Raw genomic sequence first — 13938 nt, forward strand, 5'->3', positions numbered from 1 at the left:
GTGTGAATTATTATATTATTAGCTTATATAGCTAATAATATAAATAATTAATATGCCAAGATACGTTAAGAAATATATTAATAGTATTACTGAGTCTAATATATTAAAAGTTTATACTTCCGAAGATAACTCTCAAATTAAAGTATTTTTCAAAATTGCAAATGAAGAAATTGATAGAATTTTTTCAGGGCAAGAAGTAGTGAAATTTTTAAATCAAACTACCAATATAAGAGATCATGAAAACAAATCTGCCATTAGTAAAAATGTGGAACAAGGCATCATTAGAGATGTAGAAGGTATACATAGAGAGAATGGTAGATATGTATATAAAGCACCAATTTTATTACTTAGTAAACAATACAAAGAACTGTTTAAAAGTGAGAAAGCTATTCAATTTAATTTGAATGATTTTATGTCAGATAGCATATCAAAACTTGTACACTTAAAAGATAGATTTGAGGAAATTTTGGGTTTTGATCCTGAAGAGGGCCTATGTCATCCATTAAATTATTTTATTACTCTTTTAGAATTAAAGAATATAGGAGACTTTGCTAGATTTCTCAGGTCTGCTGATGTTGTACCTGAACAAGATTTTATAGATTATATTGATGGAAGAAAAGAACAAACAACTGAATTGTTGATGATGCAGATCTTGTTGCAATTCTTACCTATTCTTTATATTCAGAGCATTGAGAGACGTGAGGGAGATCAATTTTATGACAAGACAATATATGAACAAGAGTGTAATGATTTATCATTAACAGAAGTATGGGTTCATATTAATCAAGAAAAAGTCAAGTGTGCTTTGGATAATGTAGAGATAGAATGCTACTTAGAATTTAATTTCTCCTGTTATGCTTGTAATGAAGGAGGTAGTGATAATGACGAGAATATTGCACATTCTATGTTGGTATATAAAGCAGAGAATGGTAAATACATATTTTTTGACCCTAATAGAGGAGCCGTTGGCTTTTGTCCTAATACAGGAGTTGCTAATTTTACATCAGAGGAAATTTGTAGGGCAGTAGAACTGGCTGTAAATTTTTATTCATATAATATGTACATTGAAAATTCTCCAGACTATTGTGAGATTTACGTTACGCTTAGAAATGCAACATTAATGTTAAAGAAAGCTGAGGAACTTTATGAAACAACAGAAAGAACAAACTCAAAAATAGTTGATATATCAGTTGATAACAATACTGGTAAATTGTTGCTTACACCTATAAATCTATAAATATGTACAATTGCTATAAAGATTTATGCATATGCCTTTATCTTTAAGATTGTTTACCAAGTATGAACATCAGCTCATCCCATTCTCTTTTACCAATATTACTTTCTTCTCTAGTAACGTTTTCCCCTTTAATTAATTTGCGAATTATTTCTAGACCAGTTCTTGAAATACAGGCTGATTCTAGGCAATATTCAACAAAGGCATTGTAGGCCAGTGGAACCCATTTTTTTATTATATCCAACATAACTTCTGCATAAACTCTGATTTCATATTGGGCGTGCTTATCAGCTCTAAGCTTCAAAAAATGAAGAAGGTTATGCAGATCTATTTTCCAATAAAATTGTGTGTAGTAATTAAGCGTTAGGTTGGTTCGGGCAATTTCTCTTGCAAGCCCCTGCTCAATAAATTTTTCATAATGAGAATATACTGAATTAGAGTCATTTGTTAGAGAATCCATTATTTCCTTTGAGGTGCCCGAATCAAAAGCTTCCCCGCTACCTTGTTTATTATTATCAGATTGTTTTGCAACCTGTTCTGGTTTTGGTATATAAAATTCATTATCAAGTATTGAATACCTTGCTGAATACTCATTCATATTTGCAGTTCTATGCCTTATCCATTGCCTTGCAACAAAAATTGGAAGTTTCACGTGAAACTTAATTTCACACATTTCAAATGGAGTTGTATGGTGATGTCTCATTAAATACTTTATAAGTGCTTCATCTTGACTGATTTGTTTTGTTCCCTTGCCATAAGAAACACGAGCAGCTTGAACTATAGCGCTATCAGAGCCCATATAATCCACTACTCGAATAAATCCATGGTCTAATACCTTATGTTCTTCATATAAGATTTCATCTATTTCTTTTACTGTAGTTCGTTTAGTTGCTTCATTCATAAAATATCCTCAAGATGAAATGGAGATATCAGCTCCACATGAATTGAGTTTTTCGTGCGTTGCTTCATATCCTCTCCATAAATGATGCGAATTATTTATTGTAGTTTCTCCACCAGCTACCAAAGAAGCAAGTACCAAAGCTGCTGTTGACCTTAAGTCAGTGGCACACAGATTAGCTCCAGATAAGCTTTTTATTCCACTTATAGTAGCTTTGCTTTTCTCGATGCTGATATTAGCGCCTAACTTTCTCAATTCATCTGCATGTGCAAATCTGTTTTCAAAAATGTTCTCTTCAATTACTGATATCCCATCAGCGATGCACATTGTAGACATCAGTTGTGGTTGCATATCACTGGGAAAGTTGGGGTATGGATCTGTTGCAATGTTAGCAGACCTAATAGAGCAATTTTTTCTGGAAATCATAACCCCCTCATTATATAGTTCAACATTAGCCCCTATAGCCTTCAATTCATTCACAATACATCTTATATCAGATAGACTTATTCCTTCTAACTCCAACTTACCACCGGTTATTATAGCAGCTAGTGCATAGGTGCCTGCTTCTATGCGATCTGGTATTATTTTATGAACACATCCATTTAATTCTTCAACTCCTGTTATTGTGATCCTTGTATCACTAATCTCAATATTAGCACCCATTTTCTTTAGGAACTCTATTAAATCAAGAACTTCCGGCTCCGTTGCAGCATTGTTTATTATTGTCACTCCTTCTGCAAGTGTTGCTGCCATTATTACATTTTCTGTTGCACCAACGCTTATTTTCTCAAGTATAACTTCTTTTCCTTGTAGCTTTCCTTTCACTGTTGCAATTATATTACAGCCTTCAACTTCAATTTTAGCTCCCATTTCTTCTAATGCTTTGATATGCATATCAACGGGACGCTTTCCGATATTGCATCCACCAGGAAAGACTGTTGTGATTTTACCAAATCTACTGAGAATTGGACCTAGCATTAAAAGAGATGCTCGCAGCTTACTTGCAGTTTCATGTGACATTACGTGATTGTTGATATTACTGCAATCAATTTCCAAAGTATGATTTGCTTTATAATCTTTATTGCGTGTAAAATTCACTTTCGCTCCAAGACTCTCAAGCAGCTTAGACATTAGATGCACATCAATTAAATCAGGTACATTATGCAAAATTACCGAGAAGCTACTCAATAGACTTGCTGCCATTATTGGTAAAACAGCATTTTTTGAGCCATTAATCTTGATTTTTCCGACCAGAGGTTTATGGTTACTACTTACTAATATTTTGTGCATTTAATTAAGCTAGATCTTACCAAATAAGTATAGTAAATCGACAGTAAAAGGCAAATTACAGATAATATAGCTATCACAGATCATAATGTTCGTACATTTTAGCTATTCAGCAGCAAAATTGATTACACTTGTCCAAAGATGAGCGATGCATTAGTGCCACCAAAACCAAACGAATTAGAAAGTGCATATTGAATTTTATGCTCCTGAGCTTTAAACGGTACAAAATTTAAATCACATCCTTCTGAAGGTTTATGTAAATTTAAGGTTGGCGGAATAATTCCATTATTTAACGCAAGAATACTGAATATTGCTTCAACGCTCCCTGCAGCACCAAGTAAATGTCCTATAGAAGATTTAGTTGAAGAAACAGGTATTTTATAAACGTAGTCACCAAATAACTGTTTCATTGCTATTACTTCAATTTTATCTCCAAGTGGCGTTGAAGTTCCATGTGCATTGATATATCCTACTTGATTTGGATTAATTTGCGCACTTTTTAAGGCAAGCTGCATTGCCTTAAATGCGCCTCTTCCTTCTGGATGTGGTGCTGTAATGTGGTGCGCATCTCCTGTGAGTCCGTACCCAACCAGTTCAGCATGTATTTTTGCCCCCCTTTTTTTTGCATGTTCGTATTCCTCCAGCACCAATATACCTGCTCCTTCACCCATAACAAAACCATCGCGTTCTGCATCCCATGGCCTTGAAGCTTCTTCCGGTTTATCATTGAATTTAGTTGATAATGCCTTCATAGACGCAAAACCTGCAATTCCAACTCTACACAGTGCACTTTCTGCTCCACCTGCAATCATAATATCCGCTTCACCAAGTTTTATAGTTCTTGCTGAATTTATGATTGCATGCGCACCTGTTGCACATGCGGTTACTGCTGAATCGTTTGGACCTGTAAATTCGTATTTAATAGAAATATGGCCAGATATCAAATTTATTAGACTTGCAGGGACAAAAAATGGACTGACACGTCTGGGCCCTTTTTCCTGCATGGTAATAACATTTTCCTGAATTGACGGAAGACCACCTATACCAGAGCCAATAGTTACGCCAACACGTTCTCTATCTACTTTTGAATCTTCTAAAGATGAATCTTCCACAGCTTGAATCGCTGCTGCAATGCCGTAATGAATAAAACGATCCGTTCTTTTTAGATCTTTTTCAAAAATATAACCTACAGGATTAAAATAATTCTCAATGTTATCGGATTGCACAGGCACCTGCCCTGCAACCTTGCAAGCAAGATCAGAAGAGTCAAATCTATCTGTATTGATTGCTTTTATGCCAGACTCGCCTTTTATCAGCCTTGACCAAGTGTTGTCAACATCTGCCGCTAGTGGAGTGATTAAACCAACACCAGTGACTACTACTCTTCTGCTCATTTAACACTAACTATTAGCCTTTTTTACTATAATGTACTCAACTATTTGCTCCATAGTTTCCATTTTTTGTGCGTCTTCATCTGGAATTTCTATTCCGAACTCTTCTTCTGCTGCCATGATGATTTCAACTGCATCTAAACTGTCTGCACCATGCTCCGAAAGCTTTGAAGAGCTGTTGAATTTCTCTACATCCTTACTAATGTGCTCTAGTATAATCTTTTTCACTTTCTCTTCTATGTCTTCTCTAGTGCTCTTTGCTAGTTCGCTATTCACATTTCTTACCAAAAAAATAACCTATTCTTTGATGTTATAAAAAATTTTTATGTTTGCAATATCTTTTATAACTGGTAAACTACAGCAAAGTTTTCTACTGCCCTAGCTGGCTAGCGTTACGTGCTAAACAATTAACAATTCAAAAATGCTAGACGAAACAACAAAAAATTTGCTTATTGTAGAAGTAAATAAACTTTTACCAGAAAATAGCGAGAATAAGCTTATATCAGCTATGCGTTATATACTCCTTGCTCCTGCAAAACATATACGCTCCTTTTTAGTCGTAGCTTCATCGCGAGTGTTTAACGCGGAAGCTAAAAAAGTAATATCAGTTGCTGCAGCAATTGAATTTGTTCATGCTTACTCTTTAATTCACGATGATTTACCGTGCATGGACAACAGTGATACTCGCAGAAGCCAGCTAAGCTGCCATAAAAAATTTGATGAAGCAACAGCAGTGCTTGCCGGAGATGCACTACTTGCTCTGACTTTTGAGGTATTATCTTCGTTAAATGAGAAATGCTGTGAAATCATTAAAGTTCTTTCTCAGGCAATAGGAATTAGGGGAATGGTAGGAGGACAGATTTTAGATATTGGTGCAGATTTTAACAAAATAAAAGAAATTCATTTGATGAAAACCGCAAAACTATTTGCAGCTTCATGTGAAATAGGTGCTATAATAGGGAATGCTACAGATAAGCAACGTAAAGCGTTATATAACTACGGGATAAACCTAGGGCTTATCTTTCAAGCTAAGGATGATATTGAAGATTACGAACAAGATAAAACAAATAATCTAATGTCTGTACTTGGTAAAAGTGAAGTAGAGGACTATATAGACGCCCTCTTTAAACAAGGCTTGGATAATTTGAGTGCGCTTTCAGGGGATACTAATTATTTATATGATTTATTGAATCAAGTAAAGAAAGATGGTTAGAAAAATTATATTACAAATGCTTATTTCCATAGTAATGATTCTCACTTTAACCTCTGCTTTTATGTTTACTATTGTCTATATAAACAAAGGTAAACCGGGAAAAAAGGACAAGCTTTATGAGATAAGTGCCACGCATGGTGGTTTGATACAGACAATAGCACATTATCTAGTGAAGCCAATACTTGAATCAGCACTCGACCGCTATATTGAAAAGCATGGGCTAACAAAATATTTAGAAGAAATGACGCAGCAAAAGGAAGAAGATTCGATAAATTTTTATGAAATTACTGAAGGCAGTGGCAGCAAGGCTTTCTGTGGCATGGAAGTCCTATTGCAAATATATAAAATTTCTAATAATAACTCAGCAACACTCCCTAGCAAAGTTTCTGATGTTACTTTGAAAATAGGTCAAGATGACCTAAAGGAATTGGGTTTAGGGGTGATAGGTATGAAAGAAGGCGGAGAGCGTGTGGTTACTATTGCCAATGATAACAAAATGAATTTTAATTCTTATTACGTCAAACTGATCGAAGTAAAGGATAAATATCCCGACTCAGTGAATAATCTGATGGTTTTTAATGACTTAATTAACAAGACTGGAAAACAAGTAAGGTGCGGTGATGAGATATCAGTTAAATATAGCGTAAAGGAGCATAATGGGGAATATATAGTCAAAGATCAAACAGTGCAATTTAGGGTTGGCGATAAAAAAATACCACTTGCTATAGAGCTTGGAGTTGTGGGAATGAGAGCTGGTAATAAAAGAACTATTCTTTCTCCGCCTGACCTTTTGACTATTACTGACGATATGTTAATAAAAGACATAGATTATGATGAAGAAAATATCTCAATAATTGACTTAAGCTTAGGTATTAAGCAAGAGGTCGCAGCACACCATTCTACTGTTGAAAAACAGCCTAAAGAATATAGCTGAAATTTTAGGTTTACTGGCTGACCTTCTGAACACTCTCTATACTACTTAAAGTAGGCTTTTTGTTTTTCCTAAAGTATAAACTTAGATAAATCAAGCTGCTTCGAAATTGACTCAAGTTTATCTTTTACATACTTGCTGTCTATAATGAATTTTTCGCTATTTTTCTCAGAAGCAATGAAACTTATTTCATCTAAAAGCTTCTCCATGATAGTGTGAAGCCTTCTTGCGCCTATATTTTCCACTTGCCTATTAACTGTAAACGCTATTTCAGCTATGGTTTTTATACCATCATCAGTGAACTCAAGCGTCACATTTTCTGTTTTCATTAAAGCTATGTACTGCTTTAACAAACTAGATTCTGGTTCCTTTAATATTCTTATTAAATCCTCTTGAGTAAGTGCCTTAAGTTCTACCCTGATCGGTAATCTGCCCTGTAATTCCGGTAAGAGGTCAGATGGTTTAGACTGATGAAAAGCACCAGATGCAATAAATAATATATAGTCTGTTTTTACATGGCCATACTTAGTTGTAACAGTTGTTCCTTCAAGTAGTGGTAACAGATCGCGTTGCACTCCTTCTCTGTTTACTTCACCTTTTACTTCTGTACGCGCTGCAATTTTGTCTATTTCATCCAAAAATACTATACCGTCATTACTAACAAGATCAATGGCTTCTTTGATTATCTTATCTTCATCCATTAGCCTTTCACTTTCTTCATTAATTAATATTTCACGCGCTTCTTTTACCTTCACCGTAATAGTTTTTGTTTTTTTGCTCCCGTTAAACATCTTGCCCACTATTTCTGTTACATTCATCACACCAACTTGCCCACCTGGCATGCCTGGTATATCGAAAGTAGGTAACATACTCTTGCTCTCTCTGACGTTAATAGAAACTTCTCCGTCCTCAAACTCTTTATTCCTCAACCTTTCTCTAAAAATTTTTTTACTCTCTTCGGTTGCATTTTCGCCTACCATAGAGTTTACTATTGTTTTCTCAGCTAAAATTAAAGCCTTGTTAGCTAAGGCTTTACGGGCTTTCTCTTTAACTAAAACTATTGCTGCATCAACTAAATCGCGTATTATCGAATCAACGTCACGTCCAACGTATCCTATTTCAGTAAACTTCGTTGCCTCAATTTTTATGAACGGTGCACCGGCAAGTTTTGCTAAGCGGCGAGCTATTTCAGTTTTACCAACCCCTGTATGACCGATCATCAATATATTCTTAGGTATGATTTCATCACGCAATGGAAATGTAACCTGATTGCGACGCCAACGATTTCTGAGCGCAATAGCAACAGCACGCTTTGCATCATCCTGTCCGATTATGAACCTATCTAATTCTTTAACTATCTTCTGTGGTGGCAGGTCATCTAACAAAACTTGAGTACTGTCATTAACTTGAATATCGCTGTCATTTGAATCAAAACCACTCTTAGTATCTTTATAGAGGTCATTTTTTTCATCATAGGTGTCACTACTACAAGGCCGCCCTTCTGAAAGGGTTATAGGCTGATTGGAAAAATTAGTGCACAAAGTTTTTTGCTTGGAAGACATATCACTCCTCTATCTTTTCAATAACTACATTATGATTTGTATAAACACATATATCGCCAGCTATCTTCATAGCCTTTTTTGCAATCTCTTCTATTGATATTCCTTTAATGTCAATTAAAGCTCTTGCTGCAGATAGAGCAAAATTTCCCCCAGAGCCAATAGCTGCGATTCCATCTTCAGGTTCAAGAACATCACCTGTTCCCGTAATTACTAATGAAATAGATTTATCTGCAACAATCATCATAGCCTCTAATTTTCTTAGATATTTATCCATTCTCCAGTCTTTTGCAAGTTCAACACATGCTCTCATTAATTGCCCTGGGTGCTTGTCAAGTTTAGATTCTAGTCTTTCAAAGAGAGTAAATGCATCGGCTGTTGCTCCAGCAAAACCGGCAATTACAGAATCACCAGAAAGACGCCTAACTTTTTTTGCTCCGGATTTTATAACAGTGTGGCCCAGTGAAACCTGTCCATCACCTATTACTACTACGCTTTTATCTTTTCTAATTGACAGTATAGTAGTTCCATACATTTTATTGTTATCGTGTTGAATCATTTTTCTATCACTTTAAATAAGAATTTCATTATACTTTAATCTTTAGTCAAATTTGCTAAATATGTTTAATTATAGCTTATAATATAATACCTTCCTTATAACATTTAAAGTGTAGATGCAAAACATAATTTACCCAGATTTGGAAAAAAGTATAAATAATTGGTTTGAGGCAAAATTTAACGGCCTTACATTGCCATTTTATAGCTCTATAGATCTTAGAAACTCCAGCTACAAAATTGCCCCAGTGGACGCTAATTTATTTCCTGCAGGGTTCAACAATCTAAGTGAGACATCAAGAGCAACAGCAGCAAAACTAATAAAAAGTTATTTTGAAACAAAACAATATAAAAAGACTCTTATAATACCGGAGAATTACACACGAAATAAAATGTATATAGAAAACGTATTTGTTATAGAGAAAGTACTGCAGCTCGCAGGTTTTGAAACTAGAATTGGCCTCTTTCACAACGAAGCATATAATTTAATAGAACCATATGAAACTATCGTGAAAGAAAACTCTCTGCTAAAGACAACTTCAGGATTTGTGCCTGATGTTATTATACTGAATCGTGATATGACGAGCCACATTCCAGACACGCTAAAAGACGTAAAGCAAGATATAGTACCAAGCCCACTATACGGTTGGCATAGCAGACAGAAATTTAAGTATTTTGAAATCTATCAAGAATTAGCGTCCGAATTTTGTAGCGAATTTAAAATGGACCCATGGCTTATTTCTGTGCTTACAGAAAGCTGTAATGGAGTTGACTTTAATGATGATTCATCACTAGGAGCAGTAGCGACTAAAGTTGACCAAATATTATCTCTAGTGCAAAAAAAATATGAGGAATATGAAATAAAAACACAACCTTACGTTTTTATCAAAGCAAGCAATGGCACATATGGGATGGGCATTATAACAGCAACAAGTGGAGAGGAAATATTAAATCTCAATAAAAAAAAGCGTCATAAAATGAAAAAGATAAAAGAAGGAATAGCAATCAATAGAGTTATTATACAAGAAGGTGTACCAACCATTGACATATTTAAAAGCAGTTCTGCAGAACCGCTAATATACTATATAGGAGATACTCCAACATGTTACTTATACCGATGTAATAGCAGGAAAGATGTATATTCTAGCTTGAATGCCACTGACTGTGAGTTTCATGATGTTAGCCAGGTTGTGGAAGGTAAAATTCTGTCACTTTGGAGTATTATTGGCAAATTAGCAGTACTAGCGTTGGCAGTAGAAATAAAATCTTTTCACCTCTAACCCTTACATTCCCACAGCGTTGCCATCGGGCAGATCATTACCATCATTACCGGGCTGAACATGGTTATGGCCAGCATTATCAAGTTCAGTGGAAGGATCATCATTGACAGGTTGTTGAAACAATTTGTCAAGCTGAACTGCCAGAAATACTGCACTATATATTATGCTAACTGTTACGCTTAAGTTGAAATTATAGATTATACCATTACCTAAGTTTATTGGTATGGTTGCAGTCTCCATTCTTTTTAATATGAAGTTTAACAAACCTAATGACAAAGTTAATGTGCTGATAATAAGGTCCTTCTTACACTTAGCAGACTTTTCAGGATCCTTATTATCTAGGTATTTTCTCCATGAATAATAGTAGCTTATAGGTTCCGAAATAAACAGAAATAGGATCGTTGATGTTAAGTGAATGTGACTTATTACGTCTGCATTACCCCTAGTAAAAAAATGGATGACTTGCAACATCATCAATGCTTCTATGATGCTGCTTGCAAGATTAGCCGATTTACCCACAACTTTTGCCAGCTCTTTTTTACTCTCAGGGTTTCTGTAATCCTTAATTAGATCCTGTAGAGTAAATGCAGAATGGGCAATATATAGAATAGATGTCGGAAACTTTACTAGTCGAGCAACATTCCGTATAAGAAAGATATTGGATCTATTATTGTCAATGAACTCGCAGCAAAATTGCAGTGAAATCTTACACAATAGGGCTGTTAAACCTGTTGTGATGCAGATTACCTTCCTGAAATCATGATCATAAATATCATGCACCTTTTGTGCGAGTATATTAGATTTCTTTTTTAGCTTGTTTGGCATGAAATAGTTAACAAAATAATAACCCCCTTTTATTCTATCACATAAAAGCCTTAAAGAAAAGCACTATAAATCAGGACTTTAAGGGTGATTTGTGCATAAATCAGCTAAGCATTTTATAAACAAGGAATCAATACTGAGAGTTGGTACGCGAAAATAATATCCATCCTTGATAATTGCTTTATATTCTATATCAAGTTCAACTAGAGTTTCTGAATGCTCAGAAACAAAAGATATAGGTGATAAAACTACAGGTACACCATCAGCTTTTGTACGTGATAGCTCACTTTCAGTGCTTGGCTCTAGCCATTTTACAGGACCAATCTTACTCTGATAACATATTGACCAATCTAAGTTATTGATAGCTAACTTTTCTACTATTAACTCTACGCTTCTTTCTACCTGTGAAGCGTAAGGGTCGCCTTTTTTAATAACGCTAAGGGGCAAGCTATGAGCTGAAAATAGGACTCTTGGCTTACCAATCCTGCTGGCTAATTTGTAGTACTTGGCTATCAAGTTAGCATGAGCCTCAATAAAGTCTTCATTGTCATAATAATGATGAATTATTTTTGTATTGCATTTTAGGCCATGCTTTTTAGCATTTTTTTGCCAATTTTTGATGGATGACAAAGTTGTGGTAGTTGAATATTGAGGGTATAGTGGCAGCAAAATTACTTCATCAGGATCAAACTGTTTTACACTTTTAACAACTTCATCAGCAAATGGATGCCAATAGCGCATGCAAATGAACACCTTGTGTACATGGTTTCTATCTTCATTTAATTTTAGTTCTAAAGCATCAGCTTGCGCTTTCGTATTATCCAAAATTGGTGATTTACCTCCAATTTGCTCATATATTTCTTGTGCAGTATTTTCTCGTTTCGCAGATATAAACTTTGCTAAAAGAAACCGAAAAGGGTTTGGTAGACTTATTATTCTTCTGTCATAAAAAAGGTTGAATAAAAAAGGACGGACCGCATTCAGTGAATCAGGTCCACCAAGGTTAAATAAAATGACAGCCTTTTTCACCTACGCACTACTTACAACAAGTTACTTCTGGGGTGCCTATAAAATTAGCTACACACTCATCAAATTTAGTTATAGGCACTAAATTTCTCACACTTGCATACAATAAACGGCCTGATCTCTGCAGGTTACTCTTGGTGGATGTGAAGCTCCAATCGAAAAATGTATCGACAAAAAGACTTGGTACCGTTTCAAGAAGTTCAACAGCAGCTAAAGATAACACTATACAACTTTGCAGGACCTTCAGAAGAGCCTTGAGGGGAAAAAGTAAAACTTTAACGAAAAGAGAGGTGCTACTTGTTTCATCCAGTAGTCGCCCTGAGTTAGGCGAATTATACTCGGTGTGTTTTCTATTTTGATCAAAGATAGAAAATTTTATAGTATCTTTCTTAAATTCCGCGTCTATTTCTTTTCTACTATGGTTAGTGATTTTTTCCATTAACTTCTCACGCAGATGAAAAGTTCTGACAATAAAACATGTGGCAATCATTAAGGCAGCACATAAAAGTGCGCATTGCATGAGGCTCATACTGCCTACCATAGCTGGCAGCGCAAAACAAACAAATGGTACTATGATAGCCATTTCAAGCAATGGAATAGTATTCCTTTTCATTGCAAAGGCAGCACCATTTTTTAATTCTGTATTATGATGTAAGCTATATTCCAAATAGCTTAAAAATGCCAAATTAAAAGTTAAAAACCCCTTTGTTCCACAAAAAATTGATGACTTAAGGTTATTTACTAATTTTTTAGTAGTAGATTCAGCTTGTTTTTCAGTGGTAGGCTTAGTTTGTTCAATAGTGCTATTATTTTTTTTACAACAGTTACCCATGCAATACCTCCTTGATGGTTTATCTTTAACTATAAATAAAAAACTACTTTTATCAAATCAAAATTTACAATAAAATAAATCTATAAATATACAATCTTATATAAGGAAATAATATGGTAATTGAGAAAACACTTTCGATATTAAAACCTGATGCAGTAAAAAATAATATTACAGGCAAGATAAATTCATACATTGAAAGCTCTGGGCTCAAAATTATAGCACAAAAAATGATGTTACTGACAAAAAAGCAAGCAGAACTATTTTATGAAATTCATAAAGATAGGCCTTTTTTTGGGGAATTGGTAGAGTTTATGACTTCTGGTCCTGTGATAGTTCAAGTTTTGGTTGGTGAAAATGCAGTAAGTAAATACAGACAAATCATGGGTGCTACAGATCCAAAACAGGCAGATAAGGGCACAATTAGAGGTGATTTTGCTGATGATATTAGTGAAAATAGAGTTCACGGCTCGGATAGTCCAGAAAATGCTCGTAAGGAAATAGCTTTCTTTTTTGCTGAATGTGAGTTGGTGTAGTTAACTCAGATTTTCCTATATATAACTAAATTTTCTGGATCCTATGTCAAACATACATCTGTACGAACGTTGTAATTAACAGGTGGCAAGTGGCGTCATCCAAGTAGCTGACAACATAGAAACGCAAAACTTTCTTGACAAACTCCGCCAGCCCCCTTATCATAACACTGAAGCTATTTATTTATCTTCGCAATCTCTGCAGTGGATTAATGACAAAAAAACTTAATGTATTTGGCGTAAATCATGCTTAATTTTTTGCACTATGTGCACCTCATGTCTTTATAAAACTTTTAGGTTTCTACCTATACAAGCCGAAACGCGCTTATAAAGCGTTTAAGACAGTAAAAGACGTCAAATAGACAAGGGAGAATTTGAAT

The 13938-nt window shown here is 34.9% G+C and carries 14 protein-coding genes; 5 read left to right on the forward strand and 9 right to left on the reverse strand.

Annotated elements, in window-relative coordinates; all coding sequences use genetic code 11:
* Positions 1 to 52 precede the first annotated feature (52 nt).
* A complete protein-coding gene (locus OPR24_RS05360; protein WP_265033034.1) occupies positions 53 to 1237 on the forward strand; it encodes a hypothetical protein in 1185 nt (394 codons plus the stop codon).
* Between the two features lie 43 nt (positions 1238 to 1280).
* Here the strand turns inward: OPR24_RS05360 and thyX are convergent, their stop codons facing one another.
* The 4 genes from thyX to acpP form a co-directional block, all read right to left on the reverse strand.
* The gene (thyX, locus tag OPR24_RS05365) at positions 1281 to 2135 is read right to left on the reverse strand and encodes an FAD-dependent thymidylate synthase (RefSeq protein WP_265033035.1); all 855 of its coding nucleotides are present in this window, start codon (positions 2133 to 2135) and stop codon (positions 1281 to 1283) included.
* A gap of 9 nt (positions 2136 to 2144) precedes the next feature.
* Complete coding sequence (gene murA, locus OPR24_RS05370) at positions 2145 to 3422, reverse strand: UDP-N-acetylglucosamine 1-carboxyvinyltransferase (RefSeq protein ID WP_265033037.1); 1278 nt, start codon at positions 3420 to 3422, stop codon at positions 2145 to 2147.
* Between the two features lie 122 nt (positions 3423 to 3544).
* Positions 3545 to 4813: a beta-ketoacyl-ACP synthase II gene (gene fabF, locus OPR24_RS05375; protein WP_253309221.1), complete on the reverse strand. Its 1269-nt coding sequence runs from the start codon at positions 4811 to 4813 to the stop codon at positions 3545 to 3547.
* A 6-nt stretch (positions 4814 to 4819) separates the two neighbouring features.
* Positions 4820 to 5086, reverse strand: a complete 267-nt coding sequence (gene acpP / locus OPR24_RS05380) for an acyl carrier protein (protein WP_265033039.1) — start codon at positions 5084 to 5086, stop codon at positions 4820 to 4822.
* A gap of 145 nt (positions 5087 to 5231) precedes the next feature.
* Between acpP and OPR24_RS05385 the strand changes: the two genes are divergently transcribed.
* Positions 5232 to 6023 carry a polyprenyl synthetase family protein gene (locus OPR24_RS05385; RefSeq protein ID WP_265033040.1) on the forward strand — a complete coding sequence of 264 codons (792 nt, stop codon included), beginning with the start codon at positions 5232 to 5234 and terminating at the stop codon, positions 6021 to 6023.
* Positions 6016 to 6957, forward strand: coding sequence for an FKBP-type peptidyl-prolyl cis-trans isomerase (locus tag OPR24_RS05390; protein WP_265033042.1), 942 nt, complete (start codon positions 6016 to 6018; stop codon positions 6955 to 6957). The genes OPR24_RS05385 and OPR24_RS05390 overlap by 8 nt, the downstream gene beginning before the upstream one ends.
* Before the next feature lie 68 nt (positions 6958 to 7025).
* Here OPR24_RS05390 and hslU read toward each other — a convergent pair whose 3' ends face one another.
* Together hslU and hslV are read right to left on the reverse strand one after the other, a co-directional pair.
* Positions 7026 to 8516, reverse strand: coding sequence for an ATP-dependent protease ATPase subunit HslU (gene hslU, locus OPR24_RS05395; protein WP_265033043.1), 1491 nt, complete (start codon positions 8514 to 8516; stop codon positions 7026 to 7028).
* 1 nt (position 8517) lies between these two features.
* A complete protein-coding gene (gene hslV, locus OPR24_RS05400; RefSeq protein WP_096617344.1) occupies positions 8518 to 9072 on the reverse strand; it encodes an ATP-dependent protease subunit HslV in 555 nt (184 codons plus the stop codon).
* Between the two features lie 115 nt (positions 9073 to 9187).
* On the opposite strand from hslV, the gene gshA reads away from it, so the two are divergent.
* Complete coding sequence (gene gshA / locus OPR24_RS05405; RefSeq protein WP_265033045.1) at positions 9188 to 10348, forward strand: glutamate--cysteine ligase; 1161 nt, start codon at positions 9188 to 9190, stop codon at positions 10346 to 10348.
* 3 nt (positions 10349 to 10351) lie between these two features.
* On the opposite strand, the gene OPR24_RS05410 is transcribed toward gshA, so the two are convergent.
* From OPR24_RS05410 to OPR24_RS05420, 3 genes are all read right to left on the reverse strand, one after another.
* Positions 10352 to 11173: a hypothetical protein gene (locus tag OPR24_RS05410; protein ID WP_265033048.1), complete on the reverse strand. Its 822-nt coding sequence runs from the start codon at positions 11171 to 11173 to the stop codon at positions 10352 to 10354.
* Between the two features lie 78 nt (positions 11174 to 11251).
* A complete protein-coding gene (gene hemH / locus OPR24_RS05415) occupies positions 11252 to 12199 on the reverse strand; it encodes a ferrochelatase (protein ID WP_265033050.1) in 948 nt (315 codons plus the stop codon).
* A 7-nt stretch (positions 12200 to 12206) separates the two neighbouring features.
* Positions 12207 to 13028 carry a hypothetical protein gene (locus OPR24_RS05420; protein WP_265033052.1) on the reverse strand — a complete coding sequence of 274 codons (822 nt, stop codon included), beginning with the start codon at positions 13026 to 13028 and terminating at the stop codon, positions 12207 to 12209.
* A gap of 113 nt (positions 13029 to 13141) precedes the next feature.
* On the opposite strand from OPR24_RS05420, the gene ndk reads away from it, so the two are divergent.
* Positions 13142 to 13561 (forward strand): nucleoside-diphosphate kinase, encoded by a 420-nt coding sequence (gene ndk / locus OPR24_RS05425; RefSeq protein WP_265033053.1) that lies wholly within the window; start codon positions 13142 to 13144, stop codon positions 13559 to 13561.
* Positions 13562 to 13938: the final 377 nt, after the last annotated feature.

The organism is Wolbachia endosymbiont (group A) of Sicus ferrugineus, assembly GCF_947251515.1.
Lineage (GTDB): Bacteria > Pseudomonadota > Alphaproteobacteria > Rickettsiales > Anaplasmataceae > Wolbachia.

Excerpts from the sequence above, each read along its gene's own strand:
- OPR24_RS05360 (WP_265033034.1), top strand. The coding sequence starts at position 53 with ATGCCAAGATACGTTAAGAAATATATTAATAGTATTACTGAGTCTAAT.
- thyX (WP_265033035.1), bottom strand. The coding sequence starts at position 2,135 with ATGAATGAAGCAACTAAACGAACTACAGTAAAAGAAATAGATGAAATC.
- murA (WP_265033037.1), bottom strand. The coding sequence starts at position 3,422 with ATGCACAAAATATTAGTAAGTAGTAACCATAAACCTCTGGTCGGAAAA.
- fabF (WP_253309221.1), bottom strand. The coding sequence starts at position 4,813 with ATGAGCAGAAGAGTAGTAGTCACTGGTGTTGGTTTAATCACTCCACTA.
- OPR24_RS05385 (WP_265033040.1), top strand. The coding sequence starts at position 5,232 with ATGCTAGACGAAACAACAAAAAATTTGCTTATTGTAGAAGTAAATAAA.
- OPR24_RS05390 (WP_265033042.1), top strand. The coding sequence starts at position 6,016 with ATGGTTAGAAAAATTATATTACAAATGCTTATTTCCATAGTAATGATT.
- hslU (WP_265033043.1), bottom strand. The coding sequence starts at position 8,516 with ATGTCTTCCAAGCAAAAAACTTTGTGCACTAATTTTTCCAATCAGCCT.
- hslV (WP_096617344.1), bottom strand. The coding sequence starts at position 9,072 with ATGATTCAACACGATAACAATAAAATGTATGGAACTACTATACTGTCA.
- gshA (WP_265033045.1), top strand. The coding sequence starts at position 9,188 with ATGCAAAACATAATTTACCCAGATTTGGAAAAAAGTATAAATAATTGG.
- OPR24_RS05410 (WP_265033048.1), bottom strand. The coding sequence starts at position 11,173 with ATGCCAAACAAGCTAAAAAAGAAATCTAATATACTCGCACAAAAGGTG.
- OPR24_RS05420 (WP_265033052.1), bottom strand. The coding sequence starts at position 13,028 with ATGGGTAACTGTTGTAAAAAAAATAATAGCACTATTGAACAAACTAAG.
- ndk (WP_265033053.1), top strand. The coding sequence starts at position 13,142 with ATGGTAATTGAGAAAACACTTTCGATATTAAAACCTGATGCAGTAAAA.